The sequence below is a fragment of the Paenibacillus profundus genome, from assembly GCF_021369635.1.
In the GTDB taxonomy this organism is placed as follows: Bacteria; Bacillota; Bacilli; order Paenibacillales; family Paenibacillaceae; genus Paenibacillus_B; species Paenibacillus_B profundus.
In genome coordinates, this window is sequence record NZ_JAJNBZ010000003.1 from 442,345 (window position 1) to 466,685 (window position 24,341).

Here is a 24,341-nt window from a genome sequence, read left to right on the forward strand (position 1 = left end):
ATAAGTAGGTTTATCAACAAGCAGACGGACTTTAAGCAAATATGTGCTGAATAACTAAAAAAGCAACCTGTTAAAGGATGCGAGTTAGTTGACGAGCCTAAAAAACTCTTAGATCCATAAGTTTGTCTGCCAACTGGTTATTCACAACTACCCGGTAAATCACATCCGAATTTTGGTGCCTAGCGATGCACTCTTTTAGTTTTTTCGTATCGCTAAACAATGCAACCAGTTTTTGCTCAGAATCCAAAACGAATCCATTTTTGAAGTGCTTTGTCTGATCTGCAATATTGCCGCTGTCCTTGTATGTGATTACAAAGCAGTTGTTGGTTTGGAATAAAGTTTGATCAAAATCAATTAAAAAGCATGTTATAATCACAACTTGTTTTTATTAGCATTTCTTTCAAAGCTACCATTATTAGGTGAATAGTGTGCTCAGAAAACGAATGAAAGGGTATTTCTACTTTACTTGAAGGTATATAGGGAGAAACTCACGGAATAGAATAAAATCCCCAAACTCCGGCATGATCGGATGGTCAGAGCCCTGTAGGCTTCTTATCAAGCTGTTCTTCTCCTACTACATGCCCTTATTTTGAATGCTGTTTCATACATCAGTAAAAATGGTGATGGTGAAATAACAAATTATATTCCTATTTCCCGCATTTTCGCCGTAACTTTTTCCATCCTGTCGTCAATATCTGTGCCGCTGAATTTCTGAAGTCGCATTTCGCTCACGATTTTTCCGTCGCGCATAAACATAATACGCTCTGTCCGCGCCGCAATCTTTGCGTCGTGAGTTACAAGCATAACCGCAGTACCTTCCGCGTTGATTCCGGAAAAGATGTCCATGATCTCCTGCGCAGATTTTGAGTTAAGCGCGCCAGTCGGCTCGTCACCGAAAATAATTTTCGGATTGCTCATAAGTGCACGGCATATTCCCGCACGCTGAAGCTGACCTCCCGACACCTGTGTAATGTTGCGCTTTTCAAGCTCCGCAATGCCTGTCCTTTTCATAAGTGCTCTTGCCTTCTCCGTAATTTTTGCGGCGTTTTTTCTGTTGCCGCGCATGGACGGAAGAATGATGTTGTCGAGGATATTCAGATTTTTTAGCATAGTCGGCTGCTGAAAAACAAATCCCATTTTTGTTCTGCGTATATCTGCAAGCTCATTCTCCCCGACCGCCGATAGATCCCTGCCGTCAAAAACGACCTTTCCGCCATTAACGCCATCCGTTCCGCTCAGCGCAAACATCAGCGTCGATTTTCCCGAGCCCGAAGGTCCCATAATCGCAACGAACTCCCCCTCGTTCATTTCAACGGACACTCCGTCGAGAACATTGCGCTTCTCATCGCCCTCGCCGAAAGATTTTATGATATGGTCACCGATAATAATCTTCTTCATATGCCTACTCCTTTATACTTTCGGAAATTTTAATTTGTCCTGCGCCCGATGTGCCGATCATTGTTGCGATAAGTACCGAGCCTATCATCATCAGCGGACTAAGCAGATACGCCGAAAGCGGATTGACCGCAAAATGAAACGTCGACGCTCCAAACGTGGAGATGACCGCGCCCGCAAGTACCTCTCCGAGAGTGTTCGCCAGAAGAGTGCCGAGAACAATTCCGACAATCAGAACGAATACCGAACGCGAAACATACTGCGCCGTAATATCCGAGTTAGTAAAACCGAACGCTTTCATTACGGCAATGGAATATCTGTCTTTTACGACAAGCATTTTCATAAACAACAGTGTAACCAGCACCGTTATAATCAGCGCAACGGCAATTGCGGCATTGGAGGCCTTTTTGACGGAGCTTATTGTCGAGCCGTATGTCTGAGTAATAAATTCATCAATGTCCGAAATCGTGGCAAAAACAAATCTGTCCGCATATTCCGAAGTTTTTTCGTCGACAAGAGATTGATCCGAAAGCTCCGCGCAGATAACGAACCACATAATGTCGTTCGAATTGTCGGTGAAAACAGCCTTTGCGGTTTTGCCGCCGTTGGTAATGTCGGAATAAATTCCGCTTACCGTGAGATTTTTCTCCTTCCCCTCAATTACCAGAGTGATGACTTCGCCGACCTTTTTGCTCAACTCATCGGCGTTCAAAGCCGAAAGCGCAATTTCGTCTTCTGCGGCGGGTGCTCTGCCCTGGGAGTATTCTATAGGGAATATCGAATGGTCGCCGAGCTCAATTTTTATATTTTCCTCCGATCCGTCCTCCATTTTTGCTTTGAATGTTTTTGTTGTAAGCACGGCATACTTTGAAATGGTACTGTCGCTGTTCATAGTCTTTAAAATTTCAGCGGCTTTTTCAGAGATATTGTCGATCTGCTGAATGTCAATGCGCATATCGTAATTTCCAATCCCCATATATTTGATGAAGCTTTTTGAGGAAATCGTGTTGTACAGGTTCTGCGGAACAATAATGATAAATGCCGAAATCACCAGCACCGCAAGCATTGTGGCGTAAAGTCTTTTCCTTGCCAGAACATCTTTGATACCGAGAAAAATATTCGTGTTAAACAACCTGTTTCCGTTCAGACAAAAACGATTTGCGCCCGCGTTTTTTTCCTGTGAAGCGCCAAAGCGTATTGCTTCCGCAGCGGATATTTTCCGAAAGCGTTTCAGCACTCCGCTTACATAGGAAATAATTGCAAGGAATACAAGCAGTATGCCGATTATTCCTAAAGCTACGGCAAAAGAAGAATTTTCGCTTTCCCCCATATAAAGCCGTATATTTTCAAGAAGCATGCCTTTGAGCATAACCGAAAGTGCAAAACCGAGAATACTGCCTGCCGCCGCAATCGCTGCGTATTTCGCAAGATAAATCTTCTTTATGTCGGAAACACGCAGCCCTATTGCCTTCATAACGCCAATTTCGCGGTAGTCGTCTTCGATTTTCGCAAGCAGCGTAAAGCGTATGCACATAAATGCGATGGCAACGACAAGTGCGCTTACAAGAAGTATAACCGCAATCATCATCCCATCGGAAAGTGCGTTAATCGTTTTAAAAAGCGGATATGTAATCGTTGGTCCGTTCGCTTCAAGTTCTGCGGAGGCATAAGCAGCTTCAAATGCGCCGAGCGCCGACAAATCCTTTAATCTGAACTCAATCAGATACTCCATACCTCCAAGGTTTTTTATTTCCGCGTAATCTTTTTCACTGACTAGAAATCTCTTTGAGGAGGAGAGCGTGGAATTCATCTGCGAATCGCGGAGAAATCCCGCAACGGTAAATTCCTTTCCGCTTATTACTGCCTTGTCACCGACCTTTGTAGTGTTGTCCCTCATATAGCTTATTGGAACATAAAGCTCGCCGTCGGATACGTTTATGATGTTTCCGTCAAGATCAAGAAGATAATCGAATTTTTTGCTCTGTATGCTGAAACCGTTATCCTGAACATTATTCGCAAGCGAACTATCGCCCAAAATAATCTGCGCGCCGTCCATGTTGAGAAATTCAAGCACCTGAAATTCATCGACATTGCTATTTTGCCCCGCAAAAGATGTAAGCCGTGCAGTATCAATATCACCCGAATGCATCTGCATAAAATGCGGAGTTTTAGCTTGTGTCATAAGCGTATCCAGCGCGCCCGAAAGATTGACGACGAGTATCGCCGCAAGCGAAACAAGCATAGCCGCAGCAGCGACAAATATCATGGTTGTCAGCGTAATTGCTTTGCTCTTTAAAATGTCATTGCGGATTATCCTGTAATACATAAGCCACCTCTGTTTTCAAGCTTTTTAACCGATTTCAAGTTGTACAGAATTACTGAAGTAACACATAACAAAATCCCAGCGATAATAATGAGTAATCCCGTTCCTCTGCCTCTGCCCGTGCCAATGATCTTTCCCACACTGTCAGCAAGCACTCCGCCGTCAACTAACAAAGGAGTGAACACATAATCCGCAAGCACACCCGAAAGCGCATAAGCGGCAACAAATCCAAGCTGTGAAATTAACCCTATAAGTGACCATGCTCTGCCCTGAACGGAATTATCAATGTTGGTACGAACAAGAAAATCCAGAGTTGTGTTTGCAAATGGCATCATTGCAAAAAAGAGAAATCCCGAAATACAGAGAAGTACAATATTTTCGCGAAGTCCGAATACCGCCATAAATATTCCTTCGCAAAACAGCGCAATCGAAAGAATTTTTACATAATCTCTTTTTATTGGAAGAAACCCTATTATCACACTTGATACAAGCATTCCAGTAGCCACAATTGTTGCAAGTGTTCCTACTACGGAACTGTCCGAAAAAGCAAGTATCATCGGCGTGGAAAGTGTTTCTATGAAGCCAAGGAAAAAAGTCATTACCGATGACATGATCACAAGAACAAGCACACCCCTGTTGTCAGAAATGGCACCCCAGCCGTCTTTGAATTCCCGGGTAAACGATTTTGCCTGTTCGCATTTCTTTGAAGCAAGACCTTTACGTACAGCAAGAGTTGAAGCAACCGTTACAAAAAATGTACAGATATCGATTACAAGCAGCAGCTTTATATCCGAAACGGTGAGCAGAAATCCCGCAATGATAGGAGAAATCAGATATTTTGCCGAGCCTGCAACCTGAACAAAACCACCTGCCCTTATGTACTCCTCCTCGGTAAGCAAATCCGTAACCGTAGCCTTGTATGCAGGAGCAAGCAGCGATGAAAACACCGAGCTTATTGTAACTCCCACGCAAATCTGCCATAGCTGCGCTTCTCCGCTAAGCATACAAATCAAAATAAATACAAGTCCCAATGCAGAAAGACCATCGCCCAGAACCATTAAAAGCCTGCGGTCATAACGATCTGCAAGCACTCCCGCAAAGGCGCTTAAAAGAAGCGACGGCATAAATGCAAGCAAGGTTACAAGCGCCATAGCCGATGCCTTTCCCGTCTGCTGGAAAACATAAATCCCAAGTCCGAACGACGTAAGCCCGCTTCCTATTGCTGAAATAAGCTGTCCCGACCACAATAGAAGAAATTTTCTGAAGGATTTTCCCGATTTATTCATAGCTGCTTCCATCTCCTCTACCAAACATCTGCATAGCGTCCATAAGACTTCCGCTTTCTGCACCGAGCAGCCTTTCCACGTTGCAAACAAAGGCCAGTATTCGTGAACCGCGCTCCTCGTTCGTCATTGTAACAATATCATCATCAAAAACGGTATTCGCATAGGTCACAACCATTTCCATGCATTCATACGGGAACGGCGTGCTGAACAGTCCCTGCTCAATGCCCTCGCGGATGATTCCCGTCAGTATCGGCGTAACGCCATTGATGATGACCCTTTGTATTTTCTGATGCATAAGCGCGTTCTGAGGCTTGTGAATATGCTCCATAATTTCCTTGCTGCTGCTTTCACCGCTTATGTTCAGTGCCATAACAACACGGATAATGCGCTCAACTACGGGTATGCTCTTGTCTGCGGCAATTTCCTGCGCCGCACCTAAAAGACGGACATTATACCGCTCAATCAGCGCGTCCATAATATCCTCCTTCGACTTGAAGTGATGATACAATGTTCCCCGCGCAATTCCGACCCTTTCGAGAATATCGTTTGTACTTGTACCGTCAAAGCCCTTCTGGCCGAAAAGCTCATCCGCCGCGTCAAGTATTTCGTTCCTGCGTTCATCCGCCTTTTTTACAACTCTCATTTTTATACCTCCCTTTCAACCGACCGACTGCCTGTCGGTAATACAATAACATACTATTTAGAGTTGTCAAGAGAGTGTGCAAAATCTCGTCAAAAACTGATTTTGAAATTACTCCATCAAAAGCCCTCTTGACACTTATTATGTGTTGTAACTATAATGGTTACATCGCGAGGGTGTCAGTAATGAAAATAAGCAGCAGATTTTCCATAGTGGTTCACATTCTTTCATTGCTTGCTCCAGCCAAGGATGCGCACTGCACGTCGGAATGGATTGCTGGTAGCGTCGGAACGAATTCGGTTATCATTCGGAAAATACTTGGGCAGCTAAAGAAAGCAGGATTGGCGGGCGTTCGAGCGTCGTTCTGGAACTGAGCGTAAGACGGGCCCAAGTTGCCATGGAAGCGATCCTGTCTGACATAACGATGCATGAGTTACTTTCCGAACTTGCCGAACATATCAACATGAAAAAGTGAACCCATTTTTTTTGGAATGGTTGTAATGAAGTTGGTTACAACACCGAATCTCGAAATACATGGAAAGGAGAGACGTGGATTACGACGTGCATAACATGCTGGTCGCCAAGTACGGTATGAGCCGGGATCAAGCGATTGCGATAAACGAAAATCTTAGCGGTAAAGCGAAGGAAATCGGGCTTACACTCCAATTTGCCACCTTGATTCTGACGAACACATTCGATGCCCATAGGTTGGCGAAGTACGCATTCAATCAAGGTAAAATGAACCCTAATGCACAGGGACTGTTCCGGGCATACTTTACCTACTCCTGGAATTAGGGCGCGGCGCAGTCAACCGACATGTTTTTCAGCGCTTTGCAGAAGGCTTGGAAGGAATCGCAGTCGTTGAATCTGTTGGACGATGCCGGCAGCGAATCTGGGTGAGCAGCTTGTGCTGGCAGCATTACGTTACTGTTTCAATAATCGTTATCAATATAAGGAAGAGGGAGATTTGACGATGTTTAGTAAGAAATTATCGATGGGAGTTATTTTGTTGCTTTGTTTCACGTTATTGCTGAGCGCATGCTCCGGCAAGGCGAATACGGCGGATACCGCGAGCGAAGGAACTAAGACGCCGGCGGTGGACCTTAAGATCACACCGTTCAACCCTGGAGATAACGGCCTCTTCTCCGTCTCCTCGAGCCTGATCGAAGGACCGAACGAGGTACTGCTCGTCGATGCTCAGTTCGAAAAAAGCAACGCCGAGCAACTGGTCAAGATGATCCGCGACACTGGAAAGAAGCTGACTACGGTGTATATCAGCCACAAGGATCCGGATTTCTACTTCGGCCTGTCGGCGATACGCGAGGCATTTCCTGACGTAAAAATCGTTGCCACCCCGGCCACTGTGGAAGGGATTAAGGCAACCATTCAGATCAAGAGTGATTTCTGGAGTCCGATCCTGAAAGAAAACGCCCCGACCGCGCTGATCGTCCCTGATGTCCTTGACGGGGATAAACTGACGGTCGATGGCGAAACCGTGCAGGTGATCGGTCTCGACGGTTCAGATCCGTCTCATACCGTCCTTTGGGTTCCGTCGAAAAAGACCATCCTGGGCGGCGTGCCGATCTACGAGAACCTGCATGTCTGGATGGCAGACAACCAGACCCCAGAGAGCCGTGACCACTGGCGGGAGATTCTGGATCGGATTCTTGCCCTGAAGCCGGAACGGGTTATCCCGGGCCATTACCTGGGCAAGAGCTCCGAAGATACATCCAGCGTCACCTTTACCCGTGACTACATTGCAAAATTTGAAGCTGCGGCAAAGCAGGCCAAGAATTCCGCTGAGCTGATTGCAGCGATGCAGAAGTCCCATCCGGACTTCAAGAACACAAGTGATCTGGAAATGGGCGCCCAAGTGATCAAGGGTGAGCGTTCCTGGCCATGATCTAACGCATGACGCCACGCGTTAGATGCGGAGATGGTTAAGCCATAATGGTGACACTTTCACCTGCTTCGACCTTTCCTTCCGCTATGATTTTCGCTCGGTCGTCATAATAATATAGCGGGTCGTCACACCGCCTTTGGAGCGTTCCACCATCAGGTTATCTCCATTGTAGCGGTAGCTGACGGCCTTTCCCTTTTCGGTCGTAACCTGCGTGAGGCGGTTGCGGCTGTCGTATGCAAAGCTCGCCCCCTGAATGTTCGGCCCTTGCTCGCTTTACAGGGTGCTGCGGTGTATAGCTGTACAAACGATCACTAAATCATGTGATGCTTTCATTAATAATGTTTGTATTTTCCTTTCCATACAATACTTTCTTCGGATTTATAACGATGATTAAAACTGCTACTACTAAATAAAAAATTGCGTTATACATGATTAAATCGATTAAGTTTCCGTTTATTAAGCCAATAAAAAAATTAAAGAATTGGTGGATGATGATTGGAATGATTAAATTCTGATTTAAGTTATAAAATGCTGTCATGACGATCTTAGTGGATATGAGTGAAATCATAAAGAATAGAATATATTTGATTAAATCAATGCCCACAAACCCTGTAGTAAACCATATGGGTAGATGCCACATCCCCCACCAAAATCCTATGATTATCGAAGCTTTTAATGGCGAATGCTTCTTTTGGAGCTCAATTTGAGCGAAACCTCTCCACCCTATTTCTTCTCCTAGTGGCCCTGCAAGAAGGTTTTTAAAAAAGAAATAGATCAGCATTCCCCATGAAGGTATAGTAAAAATAGAGTCTACTTCACTATTATTAGATACGAGAAACAAAGTCATCAAAAATATGAAGGCTTGAATCATACTCACAATAAGAATCACAGAAAATTTAAGTTTATTCTTGAATTTATCTTTTACAAATTGTATAAAACTTTGCCCAGGATAGATTTTTTTAAATAGCGCTGCAAAAGCAAAGGTTGAGGACCAAGATGATATACAGAACATGACATCAAAGACCCATGCAGGAAATCCTAACATGCTTATGGCTCCTACAAGAAAAAAAAGTGGCAAAAAAATGATATTGGTTAGTAGAATAAAACTTGCTACTGGTTTTTTTAGTTTCTTTTCTCTATTCATGTATAATCCCCGCTTCAAACTAAGTATTTCGTAAATATAATAACGCTCATATTTACTAATACCTTCAGCTTAAACCTAGGGGTTACTCACAGGTCAATACATTGTCTGCATTATTTTATAGGTGCATAAATTTCTAAAAATATACGTTCAAGTCCATCTTCATAAGTGGTAAGTAATAGATTTATATAAACTAGCCCCAAAAGTTTATACCCTTTTTCTCTTGCTACTTTTCTTAAACTAGCTTCCACGTTATGATCAATACTTTTTCCACCAGTTGACCATCTTCCATCTTCAATAACGGTATACATACATTTTGGATGAGATAGAATTTCACCTTCTATTTCTTTATCAAAGTCTTCTACTTTTCTTACAATTATAAACTTATCTTCTATAATACCTTCTTCATTGAAACTTATGACTCTTCTTAAAGATGTTAGAGTAACTGCTTTTTTTAAGCTGTCTGTGTTCTCTTTTAGAGTTTCATATTCATCATACGCAGTAAAATGTTCTATTTCTCCTTTTATTTCTAAAGGCTTCATTTCTTTTACTGTGTATTCTCCTAAGAATTGTTTAATTTTTTCGCAATCTTCTTTTACTATCTGAAGCTTTTTTAAAAGAAGCTTTTTATATTCTATTTCCTCTAAAACATCTTGTTCTTTCTCTTCTAATAATGATTTTATTCCCTCTATACTCTTACTTTTTCTTAATTCCTGGATTTTTTTAATTTCAATATCAATTTCTCTATAGAAATTTACTGTTGTTATATCATATATATCAAAATGATTATATTTTCTATATCCATTCTCCATATTTTGCTTAGGCTTTACTAATTCCTTTTCTTCATAAAATTTCAAGGTATCTCTAGATACACCTAAAAATTTAGCTACTTGTCCAATTGTGTACATTATACTCTCCTTTATCATTGCTACATATTCTTTATCATATTTCATATTATCAGTACGTCGAAAAATAATACCAAATGTAATGATGAATTTTGAAAAGAAACAGGAAGATATATTGGTCAACCAAAACGGAAATATACAATTATTGATACAGAAATTCAAACCATTTCAATTGGCAGACACGCAATCTACCATTGGATATATTTTCCTTATTGAGCTATCCTGCCCAGATTAGTGCAACAGTTTATTGTTCGGTAACATACAATATTTAACGCATTCAAATCTATGTCCCGAAAAGGCACAGAAATTGCCTGAGTAAAAGCAAGAGCAAAGCCTGGATAAGAACCAGACCAAAGCATGAGAAGCCTTGAAACGCCTGAGAAAAGCCTCTGAGATATGATTCGAGAAGAACCCTGCTTTCTCCTTCGCTCTCCCCTAATTCCTATCACCTGCAACAAAAGAAAAGCCGAGCAAATGTCAGGAAATCATCCTGGATCTGCTCGACTCTGATATGATTTTTATTTGCTCAAAACGAGTTTCATTTGCTGGTAAAGGACTTTATTTGCATTGCACAACAAATGTGTAAAGATTATAAAATCGTTTAATTTTGAGCCTAGACATACAACAACTACCTATCAAACTTATAGATAGGTAGTTACTAAAGTTATAAAAAATTACCGGACTGATTAATTAAATGCCTATTTTATAAACAATAAAGTTGTTAAATATTATGGCCCTAATCTAGGATTATATTCCTTTTTCGGTTATTCTTTTACTATCAATTAAATATGTATGTTTTTATCTATTGTAAAGTGTTATGATTATTGTTCGTTTTCTGAATTGACAAAATTGAACCATTTATTACCTTCTATATACATTAATAAAAGATGGGGAGATACAAAATGAAAAAAATTATATCAGGATTAATACTGGCGTTAAGTTTAGGGTTATTCAATTATTCACATGCAATCGCAGCACCACTAGTTAAATCAGAAGAGGATGTTAGACCAATAGAAGTTGTTGCTAATGGTGAATTTATAAAGATGGATGTACATCCTCTGATGGATAATAACCGTCTATTCGTCCCCATCCGTGCGCTTGCATCTCTTGGCCTTTCCTACAGTTTTAACCCTACGACTAAAGTTACCACAGTTCAAAATAAAGATGGAGATTACTTGAAAATAAGTGAAAATAGCAGAACTGCCTATAAAAATGAAAAAGTTATACAAATGGATATACCTGCTCAAAATAGAAATGGCCGTATTCTTGTTCCTATACGATTTGTCTCTGAATCCTTGGGGTACAACGTTCAATTTGAATCCATTCGCAAATTTGTTTTCGTTAACTCCAAAGACTATTCGTTTGATTCGAAATTACTGTATCAAGATGACCTTCAAGCAGCACGTAAAGCCGCTATCGCATTACCAATCAACGCGGATTTCAAAACACTTGGTACATTAGATGGTTATCGTTTACACCACTATACGTTCCCTGCAGGAAGAGCAGACACTTACTATTTTGAAGATGGAATTTATACATTTGTACAAGTCAAAGACGGCAAAGCAAATGCAATTGGACAATTATTTCGGGAACGAAGAGTGCCATCTCAAGCAGCAGGGAATGTTTCACCCGAAATGAGTTTAGATACAGACCCGATCATGGAGGCTTATATCATCGTAGTGTAATCTTTTTTGAGAACAATGATGGTACGGCTACCACAGGTTACAACGATGATAAAAATAAACCGGTAGATATTAAAACAAAAATCAATCTATATTCTGATATCATACAGAAACTTCCTGACCGCAGATAAATATATCGTAAATCGCCATATGTGGACTTAGAATAAAAAATTGTTGGTTTGAGATTATTGCCGCGAACACTCATTCCAATAGATTTCCTTATTCAACAAAAAACAGGCGTCCTTTGCACAGCTTATATGTGCGAAAGACACCTGTTTGATTTTCTGACAATCTTGCAGTGCCCTCTCTTATCGATAGGAGGTTCCACTACAATTATCCCACATTGTAATGCGGCTTCAGCGCAACTTCATGCTTCACTTCTTTGTTCTTGGTCGACTGATTACGTTGGCTAGGTACTGAGATAAAGATCGCGATCAAGAAAGAGAGCATACACAAGACCGCGATGACTGTAAAGGTAATATGGAAGCCACCGAACAAAGCACTAAGGAACGAACCAGCCAAGGCACCTAAACCGAATCCTTGATAAATGATTCCGTAGTTCTTGCTTTGGTTCTTCAAGCCGAAATAGTCAGCCACAATTGCTGGGAAGACTGTTATATTACCACCGAAACAGAATGCGATCACCGCCACACATATGAAGAAGATGCTCAGGTTCAAAGGTACGAAGTTTAAAGTCATGACAGACAATGCCGTTGAGAAAAGCGCTCCAGCTACAACTTTCATACGTCCTACTTTATCGGACAATGCGCCGAGAATGATTCGGCCGGCCGTATTAAAAATCGCTACCATAGCTACCGCATTCGCTGCTGTGCTGATATCAAGTCCGGCAAGCTGCACACCAATGTCTTTGACGATACCAATCAGATACAATCCACTCATACAAGCTGTGAATAAAATAATGAAGAGCATATATGCTTCTTTTGTACGCAGCATTTCTTTGGCTGTGTAGTTCCGTTGACTGTGCAATTGCGTATTTGCGTTTGCAGGTGTTTCCGTAATTACGGCTTCTTTAATTAAGAACGAACCGGCAATCACCATCACCATCACGATCAATCCCCAGACCAGAAATGCATAGGAGACCCCCATGGTATTGATGAAATTCGCATTGATATATTTAAAAACCAAGCTGCCTGTCCCAAAAGCTCCCACCGAGATCCCCGATATTAATCCTTTGCGTTCAGGAAACCATTTAATTAAATTCGATAGCGATGTAATATATGCTGTACCATCCGCAAAACCAACAACCACACCAGCAAGTAAGTACAACATCCACAACGATGAAACCTGTGAGCTAGCGATTAGCCCAGCACCGAGAACAGCACCTGCAATCATCGTCAAACGCCGAATTCCGATACGATCCTGAATTTTACCGGCGAACAGTGTCGCAAAAGCCAGTGCAAAACTGGTGATGGAAAACGTAATCGATACGGAGCTAAGCTCCCATCCAAATTTGTCAGCTAACGGCTGATTAAATAAACTCCACGTATATATGGTTCCTAATCCCATTTGTACAATGATTGTTCCAAGGACGATCATCCATCGATTTACCTGCGATTGGGTTGCTTGATGCGTTCTCATGATAGATCCCTCTTTCCATTCAGCTATGATCAAGTTGTGCGTTATCTGCAGGGAAGTGAAAGCTTCTTACGCCTTGCTTTCACACCTTTATCTTACAAGATAAAACGCTTTCTTGAGCCAAGATCGCCATGGAATGACGGGATTACGGAATGAACTGCATTTATATATGCATCAACTGCCTAAATTCTTTGACTTTACTTCGACTGACGGGCACTTTGGCATCCATATCACGTAGACGCAGCAGGTAGGTATTGTTGAACCATGGAACGATTTCATGGATTTGGGACAAATTGACCGTATAGGAACGATGACAACGATAGAATCGATCTTGAGGCAGCATAGCTTGAAAGTCCGAAATACTCATCGGCATCGTATAGATACCGCTCTTCGTGAATACGTTCGTCACCTTCTCTTGTGCTTCCGCATAGTAGATGTCATCGCTATCCGTTACGATATATTTATCATTTTTCAGCAGATTAATGCGTTTCTCCTCAGATCTTTGCCTGCTGTCCACAGGATTTGAACTTCCTCCTTGCTGCAGCTCCCGTTCGAAGGCGGTCTCCAGCTTACGCAGCATCGCGGCAATCCGGTTCTCGTCATAGGGCTTCAAAATATAATCAAAAGCTTCCAGTTCAAAAGCTTGAGCAGCATGCTCCTTATAAGCTGTTGTAAAAATAACATACGGTTTTTGCGCGAACTTACTGATATTCGTCGCTAGCAGCATCCCATCTAGAGATGGAATGTTGATATCGAGAAAAATCGCATCGACTTCCTTCTCCTGCAAAAATTTCAGCACATCAAGGCCATCCTCAAATCGCTCCACGATTTCAATGCGGCTATGTTTTGTTATCAGATATTCCAGCTCTTCACTGGCCAAAACTTCATCTTCCACAATTATCGCTCTCATCGTGTCTCCTTTTGTATGTCAAAAAAGATATTCGTTCCTTGATCTAGTCGCTGCACTGTAACACCATGCCCGAAAATGAGCTTCACACGCTTATGCACATTAAAAAGACCAATATGGTTCGGTGGAACACGCTCCTCCATCACCTGTTTAATCATACCTTCACGGATACCCACGCCAGTATCCTGCACACCAATCCGAATGTAATCTTCTGTATCTTTGACATAGATGGTGACCGTTCCAGGCCCTTTCACCTTCAATATACCGTGGACAATCGCATTCTCCACTAATGGTTGAATGATGAGACTGGGAATCTTCACGGCGACTTCATCCACATCATAAACAACCTGCAACCGATTTCCAAAGCGTGCTTTTTCAATTTCGACGTAATTCCGAACCTGCTCCAGCTCCTTATGGATATCGATCAATTCATCCGTTAGCTCCAAATTATAACGTAAATATCCTGATAAATTGACGATCAGCTCCCTCGCTTGATCCGGTCTAGTCCGGATCGAGGATCCAATCGCGTTCAACGCATTGAACAAAAAGTGAGGCTGAATGGTTGTCTGCAGCGCTTTGAGCTCAGCTCTATTCGCCATCTCCTTAATCTCTTCCACACGGGAAACTTCCATTAATGTCGAAATGATCTGGGATAAACCGACGGCCATAGTCTGCAGCGGATAGGTAATTTTATGCGCTTTCCGATAATAAATCTTCAAGGTCCCCGTAACTTCTTCTCGCTCTTTCAGCGGAATAATGAGTAAGGATTGCATGCCGGGCAGCGCATCGTCCAACGCATGGTTGCTTATCATGAACTCCCCGCTCCGTATCGTCTGTTTGGTCATATCACTTATGATCTCATGGCGGAATTGATAGCGGTCTTCCCCAAAACCGACATAAGCGAGCACGTTCGAGGCATCCGTAATCGCCACTGCATCGGCTTGAATATCTTCTTTAATAATAGAACAGATCTTGTGCAATGATTCGGTATTGATGGAGCGGAAATAGGGTAATGTCTTATTCGCAATGTCCAAAGCTAACTTCGCTTGCTGCGCAGCGATTCCTTCCCGCTCACTTTCTACATTCTGAATTAACAAAATGATCAATCCTACATTCAATTGCCCTAGAATCATCGGCGTTGCAATTTTGGATACAATCTCGATACCTAATGTTGTAGGCTGCGCCATGAATATGATCAACAGCATCGTTAATGCCTCGCAAGCCATCCCAGCAAGAATCCCGATAAACCAGCGTTTCGCTTTAGGTGTTCGAAGATGAATATAGCCAGATACCAGCCCCGCAATAATACTCGTGATGAGACATGGAATCGAGGTCACCCCGCCGATATCGATCAAATAACGATGGATTCCGGACACCACGCCCACGACAAGACCGACCCAAGGTCCGAATAAGATGCCTCCTGCCATAATCACGATGATCCGTACGTTGACGAGCGAGCCTTCCACATCGATGCCTGAGTAGGTACCGAATAGTGCAAAGGTACAGAACACAATCGTAACAACGGCGAACTCCTTCGTTGCCAGCGATTCTTTTTGCAGAATCTGCTTAAAGCTCGGAATACGAGTTAAGAAAAACAAAATAATTAGCAATAATGCTGCCCGCTCAAAGAGCTGAAGCAGCATCGTGAAATCTCCGTCTATGGAAACTACCTCCCGTTATCACAAGCTGTTGTTTGTTTATTTTATCAAAGTTTGCTCTGTTTTCACGTTCCAAATCCATACAAAACATTTAACATACACTTCGTATAGAAATCTATGAAACCGTTCATTCGCCTTGAATCTAGCGCCGCTGCAGTTTTTTGAAGGAAAATGGCATTAAAATACATAATGAAGTACTAGAGAATAACATATTGAACCAAAGTTTTTCAAGGCTTTATAAGCATCGTCTTACGACTACAATAAGCATATGGACACCTGCCGAATTTCTGCTTTCCCCTGTGATGCACAAAATGGATGGTTTTGTACGCTAATACCAAAGGGAGCGTCAGGGCGATAAGCCTAGCGCGTCCCCTTATTCTATGTAGTAGTGAAGTAAATAAAGAATACAATTACGTTCAATGCGACTACCGGATTCCCCCTGAAACCACTCTCGATAGAACTCTACTTCTTCTAAGATATCGACTCTGTTCTTTTTCGCCTAGCCATGGATCACACTACAATACAAAATAAAAAAGTATCTCTAAAGGATAAGATATCCTTAAGAGATACTTTTATCAAACTTGAATATAATTAATCAATTTTAGTCTCTAGTTATCAATCTTTATTTTAAAGCTAGAAATGTTGTCAAAAGAAAATAAAGTATTAGACTGGCATGCCAACTGCAGTTGGCCGTTGCCGTCGTGCCGATCGCGCTGAACCGACGCTTCCTGAAGAACAACCAGGAGCGAGCTGCAGCTTTGCCGCCGCGTAAGCGTCAAATAAAGAGAATCCAACATTTGTATCTAAAGATAAATCAAAGGACTACTACACTTCAAACGGTTTAGAGATTATGTTTAGTAATTATTTAATTTTATCCTTGAATACCTCTGAAAGAAACCCACAGCTAATATTGTGAGTTTCTTTTTATTATTAAAAGAAGAATAAAGATGGTATTGAAGCAATAGAGATAAATGGTGTTATTAAACTAATGGTAAAAAGCGGAATGAAATAGTGTCATATTAGTCTGAAATTTATTTAATACATACCAAGATGGATATGCCAGCATTTAAATGCTAGCTATGCATAAATTTAATTTGTTTTAGGAGGATTTGATGAGAAAACTTAAGAAGTCACTTCAGATTTTATCCCTAATGGTGGTAACAGCCGTTGTAGTAGCTGTCTCGCCATCTGGGGCACTAGCCCAAACTTCAGAGGCAGCCATTACACAGCAAAGTAATCTTGTTGTTCAGCGAAATTTTGAAGTAAAAGCCCTTGGAGATATATGGGCGGAAGGCGATCGAGAGCGTAGAGCGATAAATGCTCGAAAAATATTTCAGCCAACAGGTTTATATGCAAAACCCAATGAACAAATTAAGATTGAAGTTTCAGGTAACAAACCAATTACAGCAGTTATTGGGGTACATCGTCATGATAAAGAATGGGCGCTTAGTTATCCATTACAACCAGGCATAAACACAATTTCCTCACCAAATGGCGGTTTGTTGTCTTTTGATAACAGTAACAATGAAGGTAGTATTAATGTAAATGTAGTGAGTGGGGGGAGTCCGGTTCCATTCTTTGTATTAGGCAAGAATACAAAAGAGGATTGGCAGGCAATGATGAATGCTTATCCTAATGCACCTTCTGTTGTTCTTCAATCAGAAAGAGCTCTCTTTGTCTTCTATTATGCTACCGCTAAAGATCATATCTTGAATCAAGACCCAATTCCTGTTTTACAGACTTATGATAAGTTTATTGCAGCACAGGATAAAATATCTGGACTATCTAATTCTGATTCTGATCCTAGACATCGGTTAGATAAGCATTTGATTGCCTTTGTTGAATCAGAAAAAACCATACCAGGAGCGTATGCATATGCAATTTGGGATGGGGCAATTATGCCTAAAGAAACTGGAGCAAGTGCCGATGCTTTAGACCTTACAAGAATGGGTTGGGGGCAGTATCATGAGGCAGGTCATTTGAGACAACAAGAACCTTGGACTTGGGGTGAGATGACTGAGGTGACAGTAAATCTATATTCTATAGCTGCTAAGAAGGTTCTTAAACCTACTGAGCCTGCAAGGTCACAAGGCGAGTACTTAGCTGCTTTCACGTTTGTAGATCAGCCAACCAAGAATTTTACAGACTCTAATTCAAAATTAGAAATGTTGTGGCAACTTAATCTTGCTTTTGGGGATAACTTCTACCCAGATTTACATCGATTATATCGTGAGATGGCAAAAACTGATCTGCCAACTACTGATGATCAGAAAAAACAGGCATTTATTCTAAGCACTTCAAAAGTAGCTCACTATGACTTGACGCCTTTCTTTGATAAATGGGGTTTGTCTGCAACAAGTGAAACACGAAACAAGATTAATTCATTGAGTTTACCTCTTCTAACTGCACCAATTTGGTTTGGGTCAGATTATAACATCATTAAACCGACTGATGGAATGGATAAGGTAAAAGGGATCATTGGGGTAACAACAAATAGCCAAGAGACTTCAAGTGCTTATAATGCCGCAGTAAATGCATTTGATGGAAATACAAGTAGTATCTGGCACAGTGAATGGAATAAACAAAATCAATTTCCTTACAATATTACAGCAAAATATGCAAATCCGCTAACTTTCAACAAGCTGACATATTTACCACGTCAAAGCGAAGAAAATGGTATTATTACAAATTATAAAATCCTCACAAGTCTTGATGGGGTATCCTTCACTGAGGTTGCTACAGGCACTTGGGCAAAGGACAAAACAGAAAAGACAGTAACTTTCACACCTACTCTTGCTAAATATGTTCGACTTGAAGTACCTCAAGGTGGTGGAACAAATGGTTTTGCATCTGCAAGTGAGATTAAAATCTTTGAAACCGATCCAATAACACAACCTGTTACAACGTATCTCAGCGATATTAATTGGTTTTCTGCCACAACAGGTTGGGGAACCATCCAAAAAGATCGTAGTCTTGATGGAAATGCACTAAAGTTAAATAACAAGACCTATACAAAAGGTTTGAGCACACATGCTAACAGTGAAATTGTCTACAAACTGGATGGGCAGTACACATCCTTTGCCGCGCTAGTTGGGGTAGATGGTGAGGTAGGTTTTGTAGGTTCTGTGGAGTTCCAAGTTAAAGTAGACAATCAAGTTGTATTCTCTAGTGGTGTAATGCATAACAATACAGAGCCAAAAGAGGTAAACGTTAATCTTTCTGGAAAGAATGAGCTAAAACTTATTGTCACAGATGGTGGAGATGGTATAAATAGTGACCATGCCGATTGGGTAAATGCTCGTCTTATCAAATAGTATTGTCAGGTTAAAGCACGTCAAAAAGAGAGGGGTCATTCCCTCTCTTTAGTTTTAGGGTTGATTGACAATATGTAACTTTAACAGTAAACGTCAAATAGTCCACAGCTTGTTATCAAGATGAGGGCTATTTTGCTTTTAATCGGCCTTAAATACCTACAAGTTAGTGGTAGCGAAGATGACCATGGCAGCAGTTTGTCTAGCGCTTCTGGATCTTTGGGATCGAGAAGCTGCGGGAACTGCTCGAATAGATACAATAAATAGCATCCAAAACAGGGCGACTTCGTTCCTGACGAATGGTAAAACACTCTTCGGGCGAGGCTTCCTTCAGCTCGCACTCAATCGCAAAGAGCTTATTGCAAAACTGAAGCCCTTGTGGAGCCGCAGCTTCGCCGTGCAGCTGGCCGCCGCCGGCATGCCGATCGCGCCGAACCGGGCTTCCGGAATACGGTCAATCAGTCTACAACTTTATTTTCTCAGTCTAATACTTTATTTTTCTTTAATTAGACTATTATTAATAGTGGATACTATATTCAATTTATGAGTATATATCCACTATTTTTATATATGATAGATTCATTATAAAAACATCGAAGTTATTGTTTACAATGTATACTTCATTGAGCTAACGGGCAGGATAGCGCAGCCATGAGTTGTCATCCACATCAGAGTGAGCACTGAGGAGCAAGCATTGCAGGGGTGCAGCCTTGAAGCTCAAGTCGAAGAAGTTAAGGCAAAATGTCGGAAGGAATCCAGGAAGTATCCAGCAACGATGACGTACATCTGAGCTTCCGATGTGACGCCGTAAACGTTTGTCAATTTCACTGTCGATTCACCGACTGGAATGCCCCGCGTCGTCTGCGACATCACGAGCGAGCCGCCGGCGACGATCGAATGGGAGTAATGAAAGAAACTCCGAAAACCCACTACATTCAAGGGTTTTCGGAGTTCTTTTTTAGAGTCAACCCTGCGCAGGGCTGGTCTTTATTTCATAGATTTTTTGGAGCGTATGGACATGCTTTGTCTTCTCGTCATCGTCCTCTGTGTGAAGATACCACTCCACAAGCCTGTAGCCGAATACGAGAAGGATCAGCTCGTAGACGCAATGATCGGCGATAGGGGATACATCCGCATACTCCGAAAAGCCTTTGTAATACGCGGGGACACATCGCTGGTAGTATTTGACCATGTGATCGATATCCGCTTCATCCGCAATCAGGCTTGCGAGATCCTCGCCCAGGTAGCCCCATCCGGATGTATCCCAGTCGATGAGCGCGATTTTCCCGTCGGCATAGATCAGGTTGGTCACCCAGAAGTCCCGGTGGCATAGCACGAGGGGCAATTTTTCGATGCGGGCGAGTATCTCGTCTGCGTGCTCATCGATGTCGATGAGCATTTGCCGCACGTGCTGCGGGAATTCGCAGTCCTCCGAGCGTATATAATCGTAGACGACCGGCCATGACCGGTAATGCAGATACGTATTCTTCATGAGATCCGGATGGCTCAGGTTGGTCAGGCTCTGCAGCACAGCGGGCTGCTCCGCATACAGCTTGCCTTGATAGCGTCCTAACTCCAGCGCGGCCTGTTCATACATGTCACCGGTCAAGTCTAAACCGGTTACGCCATCGATATATTCCAGCCACAGCTGGAATTTATTTTCTTCGGCATTGATCTCGGCGTGATAACATGTCGGCCAGCGGAGGGCATCCGAGAACGTCGCTCCCAAGTCAGACGCATAGAGATCATATTCCCGGCGCCATGAACCCGGATCGTCGTAACGCTCCCATTTCTTCTGGATTTTCAGTACAATACGGTACGGCAGTTTTTCGCCATCCGCGGTTTCGGCGATCCCCGTTACCAGGTACACATTTCCCACAGTTCCGCCCTGTAACGGCATGGTTTGATAGTCGGCCGAGATGATATCCTTCTTAAACCGTCGGCTTAAGGCATAGATCAGCGTTTCGAATTTAATATTCATTTCTTCCATCCTCCGTTTTTCTTCGTTTGCTTGCTCCACATGGCAATCGTTTTGTTTCGAACCCTCATGTCAATGAGGTAGCTCGTTTTATCCTGGACATACTTGTTCTCATACTGCTGGGCAACATAATGCTCCCACCGTTCACGCGGCAACGAACCGTCGACAAGCGCGGCGAGAACGGCACAGCCCGGCTCGGCCTGATGGCGGCAATCCGTAAATCGGCAATGCGGGAACCATTCCTCCACATCGGTAAAGCTTGCGCGTATGCCTTCGTCGGCATCAAAAAGCCCAAGCTCACGCATACCCGGCGTATCGATGACCATCGTACCGGAGGGGAGCATGAACAGCTGACGGTGCGTTGTCGTATGCCGCCCCCGGCTGTCGACCTCCCGGATCGCCTGAACCTTCATTACGTCCTGTTCTATCAACGCATTGAGCAGAGACGATTTACCGACGCCGGACATGCCGAGAAAGACGACTGTTTTACCAGGCATCAAATAGGGATCGAGTTCGTTCAGCCCCAGGCCTGAATGACTGCAGATCGCGTGAACCGGCACATCAGGGATGGTTTGCATGACTTCTGCGAGCGGGAGATTATAATCTTCAACGAGATCAGCCTTGGTCAGAATGACGACCGGTTGGCCGCCGCTCTGCCTGGCTTGTGTCAGGTACCGCATGATGCGGGTAACGTTGAAATCCCAATTCAGAGAAGAAAGGATAAACACATAGTCGAAGTTGGTTGCAACGACCTGTTCCCGCACGGTTTTGGCATAGCCTGCGGCATGCCCTGAGTAATCCGCGCGTGAGAACTTGGAGCGGCGGGGCAGTACCGTAACGATGAGAGAATCTCCGCTCTCGTTGTAGTGCAGCAAGACAAAATCACCGACGCACGGAAAGTCTACGCGCGTTTCCGCGCTGTGATAGAACGCTCCTTTGAGCACCGCCGTTACTTCGCCGCGCTCGGTCATGACCGTGAAGCGCTCGCGCCGAAGCTCCGTCACCCTGCCGGGCAATAATCCGTCGGGAATTGCTTCTATTTCTGTGTAGCCATAGGTTTTCAAATCCATCATGGTTTTTTGTTAGCTCCTTTAATGTTGTTTTTTGGACGCAAAAATGCCACGGACAAGCAGCCTCTAAAGAAGCTGCTGTCGCGCGGCATCAGGACGCAAAAAGGATACGACCTTCATCGTATCCTGCAAACAGCAATATTCACGAAAGGTTACTTTGAATGGCATACCAAATAATACGGGCGTTTTCCCGTTTTTTTCGCGTATGCCTGCTATTCAGTTTTAAGACCAAACCACCATATAAGTAGTTGCCATTAAAACACATCTCCCTTCGTGTCAGGAACTTGCTTATCGCTAAGCTGTCTATAAAATAACCTATTTTGGCAAAAAAATCAATGCCTAACAGCGCAGATTATGTCGGCCTGCTCCATCGAGTCTGCCGTTGATAAAGAACTCGCGAGCATCAAAAGTCAGCGTGAGCGCTTCCTCAAGTTGTTTGAAGGAAACGGCGTCGATGACGACCTGTTCTTCGAACGACTCGGCGAGTTGAAAGACCGTCAGGATCGGCTGTTGTCCCGGAGGAACGAGGTCGAGCGCCAACTGGAGGACAGCATGACGGAGTCCGTTCCCCCTCCAGGTACCTCACATTTTGTTACCCCAAAAAGCTTGCCCTACTTGTGGTACGGTTCACCGTAATGTATCTAAACACAAAGCATCATTTGACCACATGATATATATATCCATATAAAAAACAAAGCCATTCCTTCAAATGCAATGGAGTGGTTTCTTTATAGAACTTCTCTTATTGTAGTTTGGCAATCTGTGCCGATAACTTTATAGCTTTCTAAAACGGAATATTACCGCAGGAGGGAGTTAGTAGCAATCAAATCGATTGTTGCTATCTTCATCTTTTTGGAAACTGGGTCCTTCCCATCCATCAAGCACAAAATTAGAACTTAAAAACAAGCTCACATAATACGATAAAGGTCTGTGTAAGTTTAATTTTAGTCAACGGAAATTTATAATTTATTGCATTAATTAAAATATGTATTATAATTTAATTTGTTAGAATTTTACTTGGGTATGAAAAGTATTACGAGAGAATAATTGGTAGCAAAAGAAATGTTATCCTTATAAAAGAGTAAATAGGAGTGAGTATTTTGGGTTGGTTCTCTAGAAAACCTAGTTTCTATGAAATGAACAAATTACCAGAAAATGAAGAGAAATTGATGTGTTTTGGAAGCGTGCTAGTTTCCAATAATCATGTTTATTCGCAAGCAAGCATTTTAAATTTTGAAGAGAAATACAGAGAGACTTATATAAATGGTCTTGCTGAAATGTGGGAAATTGTAGATTCTGCAACTGCAAAAGAAACAATAGAATGGTTACTCAATGAAGGGCATCGTACAAAGTATAATGATATTATTTTAGAAATCATTAAGAGTAAAGGAAGACCAGAAGGAATTGAACAAGAAATCGTAGATAGTTTTAATGAAGGTTGTAAAACTTTATTTAGCGTCTCTAAAGGAAAAGTTAAATTCACCTCACCAGAGGATATTGTCAACTTTAAGACTATGGAAGCATGGGATTATGAGCGTGTTGGGTTCCTAGCAAGAACTTGTTGCTTTCTTAACTACATTACTAGAGAAGAAGCGATGTCATATTTGCAAACTGTTGCAAAACTGTCAAGCAAAGCTTATCCTGATTGGGAAGCTTATATGGTAGGTTTCTTATTGGGGAGAAGTGTGTCATTTTCAAGCGATATATACGGACTAGCTTTGAGTGCAGAGGAATTGATAAAAGGGAAAAAATATGTTTTGAACAAGTATCCATTAAATACGTTTTAATCTTGATATTTTCGTAAATTCACCTAATTTATAAATGAGGTCTACAAGTGGTATACAAGACCCGACCATTTGCTGTAGAGTTGAAATTTCTTAATTGGCGCTCCGTAGTAGAATTGCCATCAAAGAAGAGACCGTTAAAAGGTCTCTTCTTTGATGAATCAATCTCCGTAAAAATCCAATACAATAATTCCACCTTTTTACCGTCAAAGAGGACGCTTAAATGGGATGGAATATTAACCACTCCCATATGTAATTTGATTCGGTTGGTGCAACGGTGTAAGTGAACACTTCCTTGGAGACAATCCCGACCAGAGAAGCGTCAAGGACATTGAATTGTTCTTTGACGCCTCAATTAACAATGACTTTGTGCTTACTTATGATACGATTCACCGTGAAGAATTATCCTACAATTTATCGCATAGATTAGCTTATTTACAGTTCTCTCTATGCTCCGATAACCCATTCTTTAATCATAGTAGAGTACGAAAGAAAAATGTAAAAATGACGCAGAGACATAACTGTCGGGCGACAAGAATATTAACTCATTAATTACCGCGGGAATCGCGGCTTTTTAATTTTATGGGATAAGGATCTTGTCAAAACCCAATGACAAGAACTTTATCCCAGTCCTGACAGATGGCATGGAGAAGGTAAGATCGATAAACACAAAAGTTGTAATCTAAACTTACTGACTAAGTTAACGGGCAGCATTCCTATAATGAAGAAATATGAGATTTGAGAAACAAAAAGACTCCTTGG

The 24,341-nt window shown here is 42.3% G+C and carries 18 protein-coding genes and 1 pseudogene; 7 read left to right on the forward strand and 12 right to left on the reverse strand.

All coding sequences use genetic code 11. From position 1 onward, the window contains the following. Positions 1-639 precede the first annotated feature (639 nt). The 4 genes from LQV63_RS07270 to LQV63_RS07285 are packed head-to-tail and all read right to left on the reverse strand — an operon-like array spanning position 640 to position 5,647. Positions 640-1,398, reverse strand: coding sequence for an ABC transporter ATP-binding protein (locus LQV63_RS07270; RefSeq protein WP_233696188.1), 759 nt, complete (start codon positions 1,396-1,398; stop codon positions 640-642). Between the two features lie 4 nt (positions 1,399-1,402). Continuing rightward, the gene (locus LQV63_RS07275; RefSeq protein WP_233696189.1) at positions 1,403-3,721 is read right to left on the reverse strand and encodes an ABC transporter permease; all 2,319 of its coding nucleotides are present in this window, start codon (positions 3,719-3,721) and stop codon (positions 1,403-1,405) included. Then, a complete protein-coding gene (locus LQV63_RS07280) occupies positions 3,706-5,004 on the reverse strand; it encodes an MFS transporter (RefSeq protein ID WP_233696190.1) in 1,299 nt (432 codons plus the stop codon). Before LQV63_RS07280 ends, LQV63_RS07275 begins: the two co-directional genes overlap by 16 nt. Further along, positions 4,997-5,647 (reverse strand): TetR/AcrR family transcriptional regulator, encoded by a 651-nt coding sequence (locus tag LQV63_RS07285; RefSeq protein ID WP_233696191.1) that lies wholly within the window; start codon positions 5,645-5,647, stop codon positions 4,997-4,999. The genes LQV63_RS07280 and LQV63_RS07285 overlap by 8 nt, the downstream gene beginning before the upstream one ends. A 209-nt stretch (positions 5,648-5,856) precedes the next feature. Between LQV63_RS07285 and LQV63_RS31990 the strand changes: the two genes are divergently transcribed. From LQV63_RS31990 to LQV63_RS07300, 3 genes are all read left to right on the forward strand, one after another. Continuing rightward, positions 5,857-6,018: an Rrf2 family transcriptional regulator gene (locus tag LQV63_RS31990; protein WP_407672896.1), complete on the forward strand. Its 162-nt coding sequence runs from the start codon at positions 5,857-5,859 to the stop codon at positions 6,016-6,018. 175 nt (positions 6,019-6,193) lie between these two features. After that, positions 6,194-6,439 (forward strand): DsbA family protein, encoded by a 246-nt coding sequence (locus LQV63_RS07295; protein ID WP_233696192.1) that lies wholly within the window; start codon positions 6,194-6,196, stop codon positions 6,437-6,439. A gap of 178 nt (positions 6,440-6,617) precedes the next feature. Continuing rightward, positions 6,618-7,547, forward strand: coding sequence for an MBL fold metallo-hydrolase (locus LQV63_RS07300; protein WP_233696193.1), 930 nt, complete (start codon positions 6,618-6,620; stop codon positions 7,545-7,547). 316 nt (positions 7,548-7,863) lie between these two features. Here LQV63_RS07300 and LQV63_RS07305 read toward each other — a convergent pair whose 3' ends face one another. Together LQV63_RS07305 and LQV63_RS07310 are read right to left on the reverse strand one after the other, a co-directional pair. Beyond that, positions 7,864-8,691, reverse strand: a complete 828-nt coding sequence (locus LQV63_RS07305; protein WP_233696194.1) for a CPBP family intramembrane glutamic endopeptidase — start codon at positions 8,689-8,691, stop codon at positions 7,864-7,866. Between the two features lie 110 nt (positions 8,692-8,801). Continuing rightward, entirely contained in the window at positions 8,802-9,596 is a 795-nt protein-coding gene (locus LQV63_RS07310) for a MerR family transcriptional regulator (RefSeq protein ID WP_233696195.1), read from the reverse strand. Positions 9,597-10,495: 899 nt separating this feature from the next. On the opposite strand from LQV63_RS07310, the gene LQV63_RS07315 reads away from it, so the two are divergent. Continuing rightward, positions 10,496-11,278, forward strand: a complete 783-nt coding sequence (locus LQV63_RS07315) for a copper amine oxidase N-terminal domain-containing protein (protein WP_233696196.1) — start codon at positions 10,496-10,498, stop codon at positions 11,276-11,278. 330 nt (positions 11,279-11,608) lie between these two features. On the opposite strand, the gene LQV63_RS07320 is transcribed toward LQV63_RS07315, so the two are convergent. The 3 genes from LQV63_RS07320 to LQV63_RS07330 form a co-directional block, all read right to left on the reverse strand. After that, positions 11,609-12,874, reverse strand: coding sequence for an L-lactate MFS transporter (locus LQV63_RS07320; protein ID WP_233696197.1), 1,266 nt, complete (start codon positions 12,872-12,874; stop codon positions 11,609-11,611). 160 nt (positions 12,875-13,034) lie between these two features. Continuing rightward, positions 13,035-13,781: a LytR/AlgR family response regulator transcription factor gene (locus LQV63_RS07325; protein WP_019423390.1), complete on the reverse strand. Its 747-nt coding sequence runs from the start codon at positions 13,779-13,781 to the stop codon at positions 13,035-13,037. Next, on the reverse strand, positions 13,778-15,421 hold the full coding sequence (locus LQV63_RS07330; protein WP_267933923.1) for a sensor histidine kinase: 1,644 nt from the start codon (positions 15,419-15,421) through the stop codon (positions 13,778-13,780). The genes LQV63_RS07325 and LQV63_RS07330 overlap by 4 nt, the downstream gene beginning before the upstream one ends. Positions 15,422-16,548: 1,127 nt before the next feature. On the opposite strand from LQV63_RS07330, the gene LQV63_RS07335 reads away from it, so the two are divergent. Next, positions 16,549-18,750, forward strand: coding sequence for an NPCBM/NEW2 domain-containing protein (locus tag LQV63_RS07335; RefSeq protein WP_233696198.1), 2,202 nt, complete (start codon positions 16,549-16,551; stop codon positions 18,748-18,750). A 262-nt stretch (positions 18,751-19,012) separates the two neighbouring features. Here the strand turns inward: LQV63_RS07335 and LQV63_RS31995 are convergent. The 3 genes and pseudogenes from LQV63_RS31995 to rsgA all read right to left on the reverse strand — a co-directional run. Continuing rightward, positions 19,013-19,135, reverse strand: a pseudogene (locus tag LQV63_RS31995) (IS66 family transposase); the annotation flags it as partial. 576 nt (positions 19,136-19,711) lie between these two features. After that, positions 19,712-20,728: an aminoglycoside phosphotransferase family protein gene (locus tag LQV63_RS07345; protein ID WP_233696199.1), complete on the reverse strand. Its 1,017-nt coding sequence runs from the start codon at positions 20,726-20,728 to the stop codon at positions 19,712-19,714. Then, positions 20,725-21,798 (reverse strand): ribosome small subunit-dependent GTPase A, encoded by a 1,074-nt coding sequence (rsgA, locus tag LQV63_RS07350; RefSeq protein ID WP_233696200.1) that lies wholly within the window; start codon positions 21,796-21,798, stop codon positions 20,725-20,727. The genes LQV63_RS07345 and rsgA overlap by 4 nt, the downstream gene beginning before the upstream one ends. A gap of 351 nt (positions 21,799-22,149) precedes the next feature. Here rsgA and LQV63_RS07355 point away from each other — a divergent pair, with 351 nt between their 5' ends. Continuing rightward, positions 22,150-22,431: a hypothetical protein gene (locus LQV63_RS07355; protein ID WP_233696201.1), complete on the forward strand. Its 282-nt coding sequence runs from the start codon at positions 22,150-22,152 to the stop codon at positions 22,429-22,431. A gap of 464 nt (positions 22,432-22,895) precedes the next feature. Further along, a complete protein-coding gene (locus tag LQV63_RS07360) occupies positions 22,896-23,582 on the forward strand; it encodes a DUF1266 domain-containing protein (protein WP_233696202.1) in 687 nt (228 codons plus the stop codon). The last annotated feature ends 759 nt before the right edge of the window (positions 23,583-24,341 follow it).